The sequence below is a fragment of the Microcystis sp. M090S1 genome (assembly GCF_020246295.1).
Lineage (GTDB): Bacteria > Cyanobacteriota > Cyanobacteriia > Cyanobacteriales > Microcystaceae > Microcystis > Microcystis aeruginosa.
This window is the reverse complement of record NZ_JADBTF010000029.1, coordinates 1-5240: the sequence shown is the minus strand read 5'-3', so window position 1 is coordinate 5240 and position 5240 is coordinate 1. Positions and strand designations below refer to the sequence as shown.

General features: G+C 46.6%; 4 protein-coding genes. All 4 read left to right on the top strand.

Annotation, left to right across the window (positions count from 1 at the left end; all coding sequences use genetic code 11):
• Nucleotides 1-462 precede the first annotated feature (462 nt).
• The 4 genes from IM477_RS01240 (at nucleotide 463) to IM477_RS01225 (ending at nucleotide 5053) form a co-directional block, all read left to right on the top strand.
• Nucleotides 463-708 (top strand): acyl carrier protein, encoded by a 246-nt coding sequence (locus IM477_RS01240; RefSeq protein WP_287666117.1) that lies wholly within the window; start codon nucleotides 463-465, stop codon nucleotides 706-708.
• Nucleotides 709-778: 70 nt separating this feature from the next.
• Complete coding sequence (fabF, locus tag IM477_RS01235) at nucleotides 779-2029, top strand: beta-ketoacyl-ACP synthase II (RefSeq protein ID WP_287730189.1); 1251 nt, start codon at nucleotides 779-781, stop codon at nucleotides 2027-2029.
• A gap of 82 nt (nucleotides 2030-2111) precedes the next feature.
• Nucleotides 2112-4118: a transketolase gene (gene tkt / locus IM477_RS01230; protein ID WP_287730187.1), complete on the top strand. Its 2007-nt coding sequence runs from the start codon at nucleotides 2112-2114 to the stop codon at nucleotides 4116-4118.
• A gap of 167 nt (nucleotides 4119-4285) precedes the next feature.
• On the top strand, nucleotides 4286-5053 hold the full coding sequence (locus IM477_RS01225; RefSeq protein ID WP_287730186.1) for a hypothetical protein: 768 nt from the start codon (nucleotides 4286-4288) through the stop codon (nucleotides 5051-5053).
• Nucleotides 5054-5240 lie beyond the last annotated feature (187 nt).

The following is a 5240-nucleotide window of genomic DNA, read 5'->3' as shown; positions in this document are numbered from 1 at the left end:
TTCGAGACTGGCCTTTTAATTCTAACGTAAAGCCAACCTAGAACGGCGGGGTTTCAGACCCAAAATTTCCGATGATTATTATCTGAATTTCGGAGTTATCCGTTATATTTTGGCTTTTTATTCAGGAGATAGGAGTCAGGGTGATAGGGTTTTGGGGTGATAGGGATTTAGGGGTTTAGGGAAATTTCATCCAAATGCTCCACTACCCCACTACCCCACTACCCCACTACCCCACTACCCCACTACCCCACTACCCCACTACCCCACTACCCCACTACCCCACACCCCACTTCCCTGATGACCGCAAAAAACTTCATCAAGAGGGGAACAACTTCCAGTAAGATGAAAAATGGTCAGTGAAAAAGCTAACCGAAATTTATTGTCGGAAATGGTAACACCGCCCCATTTCCCCAGACCCTAGAGGCTAGAGTCCGGTAAACCAGCGGATAAAAATTGACATCCATGAGTAGTATTTTCGATCGAGTTAAAAGAGTTGTTGTGGAACAATTAGACGTAGAGCCGGAAAAAGTTACCTCCGAAGCAAGCTTTGCTAATGATCTGGAAGCTGATTCCCTTGATGTGGTCGAGTTAGTGATGGCTTTAGAGGAAGAATTTGATATTGAAATTCCCGACGACGCAGCCGAACAAATTGACACTGTGGGCAAAGCTGTCGAGTATATTAACGAGAAAGTAGGAGCAACCGCCTAATTATTGCGGGAAAATTGAAAATTTAGCCTTAAATATCTGGGGCAAAATCTGCCCTTATTTTTGAACAAACATGACAGAATTGCCATTAAAAAGGGTTGTCATCACGGGGATGGGTGCGATCACTCCCCTCGGCAATAATCTAGCAGACTATTGGACAGGCTTAATCAACGGCAAAAGTGGCATTGGTTTAATTACCCACTTTAATGCCTCCCGTCACGCTTGTCGCATTGCTGGGGAAGTGCGGGGTTTTGACCCCCACGACTATGTGGATCGCAAAGAGGCAAAGCGCATGGACCGTTTCGCTCAATTTGCCGTCGCCGCTAGTTTGCAAGCGCTGCAAGATTCTCGATTAGTTATCGACGCTCTCAATGCCGATGATATAGGCGTACTAATCGGTACGGGCGTGGGTGGCATAAAAGTGCTTGAGGATCAACAGGAAATTTACTTGACAAAAGGTCCGAGCCGGTGTAGTCCCTTCATGATCCCGATGATGATTGCCAATATGGCCGCTGGTTTAACCGCCATCCACACGGGGGCCAAAGGACCGAGTAACTGCACCGTGACTGCGTGCGCTGCCGGTTCCAATGCCATCGGAGATGCTTTCCGTCTAGTACAAAGGGGTTTAGCCAAAGGGATGATCTGCGGTGGGACGGAAGCCGCCGTTACCCCCCTAGGATTGGCTGGTTTTGCCTCCGCTAAGGCCCTGTCCACCCGCAACGATGACCCCACCCGGGCCAGTCGTCCCTTTGACAAGGACCGGGATGGTTTTGTTATGGGGGAAGGGGCAGGAATTTTGATTATAGAGGAATTAGAAACGGCCTTGGCCCGTGGGGCGCGGATTTACGCCGAAATGATCGGTTATGGTCTGACTTGCGATGCCTATCACATGACGGCACCGGTTCCCGATGGTCGTGGAGCCACCAGAGCGATCGAATTAGCGATCAAAGATGCCGGTTTAACTCCGACGGAAATTAGCTATATCAACGCCCACGGCACCAGTACAGGGGCCAATGATCCCACGGAAACCAAGGCGATTAAAAAAGCTTTAGGAGAATCGGCCTACCAAATCCCCATCAGTTCCACCAAATCGATGACAGGCCACCTTTTAGGCGGTTCTGGCGGCATTGAAGCCGTGGCCACGGTAATGGCGATCGCTAATGATCGGATTCCCCCGACTCTCAACCTTGACAATCCTGACCCCGATTGTGATCTTGATTACGTCCCCTACGAAAGTCGTCAGCAGATAGTTAACGCTGCCCTCTCCAACTCCTTTGGATTTGGTGGCCATAACGTCACCTTAGCTTTTAGAAAATATGCTTGAGTCGATGCCCCCGAAAGAGTAATCTTTGAGTGGCTCCCTCTTTAACCTGGTCTTATTTTTGTAGTTCATTCTAAAAAACATTATGGTTGTCGCCTCCCAATCCCTCGAAGAACTTTGTATTAATGCGGTGCGTTTTTTAGCGGTGGATGCCGTGGAAAAAGCTAAATCGGGACACCCCGGACTGCCGATGGGGGCCGCACCCATGGCCTTTGTCCTCTGGGATCAATTCCTGCGTTTTAACCCGAAAAACCCCCAATGGGTCAATCGCGATCGTTTTGTTCTCTCCGCCGGTCACGGTTGTATGCTGCAGTATGCTTTGATGTACCTGACCGGATACGATAGCGTCCCCCTAGAGGAAATTAAACAATTTCGCCAGTGGAAATCGAAAACCCCCGGCCACCCCGAAAATTTCGTCACGGAAGGGGTGGAAGTGACCACCGGTCCTCTGGGTCAAGGGATTGCTAATGGTGTCGGTTTGGCCCTAGCAGAAGCCCATTTAGCGGCCCGTTTCAACAAGCCGGATGCCAAAATTATCGACCATTACACCTATGTGATTTTGGGTGATGGTTGCAATATGGAGGGTATTTCCGGGGAAGCTTGTTCTTTGGCCGGTCACTGGGGTTTAGGCAAGTTAATCGCCCTCTACGATGATAACCATATCTCGATCGATGGTTCCACCGATATCGCTTTTACCGAAGACGTGAGCAAGCGTTTTGAAGCCTACGGTTGGCACGTTCAGCACGTCGAGAATGGTAACACCGATTTGGATGCCATTGCCAATGCGATTGCGGCTGCCAAAGCTGTCACCGATAAACCCTCGATGATTAAAATCACCACCACCATCGGTTATGGTTCCCCCAATAAGTCTAATACCGCCGATGTTCACGGGGCAGCTTTAGGAGCAACAGAAATCGAGTTAACCCGGAAAGCGTTAGGTTGGCAATACGAGCCGTTTGTGGTTCCCGATGAGGTGTTAAATCGTTTCCGGCAAGCAGTGGACAAGGGAGCAACGGCAGAAACGGACTGGAATAAGTTATTTAACGAATATCAGGCCAAATATCCCGCAGAAGCCGCTTTATTTGAACAGTTAACCACCGGTCAACTGCCGGAAGGTTGGGAGCAAGCTTTACCGGTTTATAAACCCGAAGATAAGGCGCTCGCTAGTCGTAAACACTCGGAAATCTGCTTAAATGCGCTTGCGGGGGTTTTACCCGGTTTAATCGGTGGTTCGGCGGATTTAACCCACTCTAACTACACGGAATTAGAGCATTTTGGTAATTTCCAAAAAGGCAGTTATCAGGAGCGTAACGTCCATTTTGGCGTACGGGAACACGCGATGGGGGCGATTTGTAACGGTATTGCTCTCCATAACACGGGATTGATTCCCTACGGGGCGACTTTCCTGATTTTCACCGACTATATGCGGAATTCTATCCGTTTATCGGCATTGTCAGAAACCCGCGTCATCTGGGTAATGACTCACGATTCCATTGCCTTAGGGGAAGATGGACCGACTCACCAACCCGTGGAACACGTTGCTTCTCTGCGCGCTATTCCTAACCTGTTAGTCATGCGTCCGGGGGATGGTACGGAAACTTCCGGTGCTTATAAAGTAGCGGTGAGCGAAACTAAGCGCCCGACGTTACTAGCATTATCCCGTCAAAATCTGCCCAATTTAGCAGGAACTTCCCTTGCGGGTGTGGCCAAAGGTGCTTATGTTATCACCGATTGTGAAGGTACTCCCGATGTCATTCTCATCGGTACGGGTGGCGAGTTGTATCTCTGCGATAAAGCGGCTGCGGTGTTAAAAGAAGCAGGAATTAAAGCCCGCGTCGTTTCTATGCCCTGTTGGGAGCTATTTGAGGAACAATCGGCAGAATACAAAGAATCGGTACTGCCGAAAGCAGTGAAAAAACGTCTCGCAGTGGAAGCGGGTTCAACTATGGGTTGGCATCGCTACATCACCGATGAGGGGGATGTGTTGGGGGTTGATACCTTCGGCGCTTCTGCTCCAGGAGGTGTGATTCTAGAGAAGTTCGGTTTTACCGTGGATAACGTGGTAGCGAAGGCAAAAGCGTTGTTAGGTTAATTAAACTTTGATTTTGTGGAAAAAGCCCGCGCAAGCGGGTTTTTTTGTGGTTATAGGTCAACCTAGTTTAGGCTTTAGGCTTAGTTCATGTAAAAATGTAAACTAGGAAGCTTTAGTAGTTAGCCAAAACCTTTACACTTGAGATAATTATCACGATTCCTAGAGCCATGACTAAAGGGGAAAGCCCTATATCGAAGGAAACAATCAAGAGCCTAACATTAGATATAGAAGGCTCACTGTTGTCTTTTGATAAATTTATCAAGGCTCAAAAACAATTAGCAATACTACTCCATGAAGTAGATAAAACCCTTGCTAACAAAAATCGCCCTCTGATAAATTGGAGAATCTCTCAAGTTCATAGTGGCAGCATTCATCTTACTTTAGAAGGAATGCCTCAAGATCAGATTACACCTAGTCAAATTTCTGAAGTTATTAAGACTGTAGAAAGGGGAATAGTAACAATTTTAGAACATCCGATTCGTCCTAAGTATTTTTCTGATCGAGCTTTAGAAAGTGTGCGAGCATTAGCAATATTGAAAAAAAGAGATGAGTTTATGGTGCAATTGGGCTTTGATTCGAGGTGTATCGACTTGAATCAAGCTTTGATTGCTAATGTTGATGAAATTATCGGTGGAAAATATCAAAGTTTTGGTACTGTAGAAGGTGTGCTTAAAGCTATTGATGTAAGTCGTCAACCTATTTTTAGAGTTTACAATTTATTGACTAATAAAAGTGTTAAATGTTACTTTGAACCAAATTTACTTGATAATATCAAAGAATATCTAGAAAAAAGAGTCTCTGTATCGGGGATAGTTACCTCTAGAGAAGATGGGGAAAAAATCGGTATTAAAGTTGAGTCAATCAATCTTTTTTCTGAGGAAAAAGATTTACCTAGCATTGAGGAAATGATCGGAATTTTGGGAGGGAACAGTTGACAGGGGCATCAAAAACAATTCGGAGGTCGCAAGTCAGGGAAGAAAGCCTGACGGGGTGACAAGACCCATTCAAAGGCTTACTCAGCAAGAGTTACAAGTCGGTATGATATAAAAAGATACAATCGAAATTCGGCTCTTATCGAAAGTAATTAGCGATAAGCTAATCTGAAAGTATCATTCTGCCGTT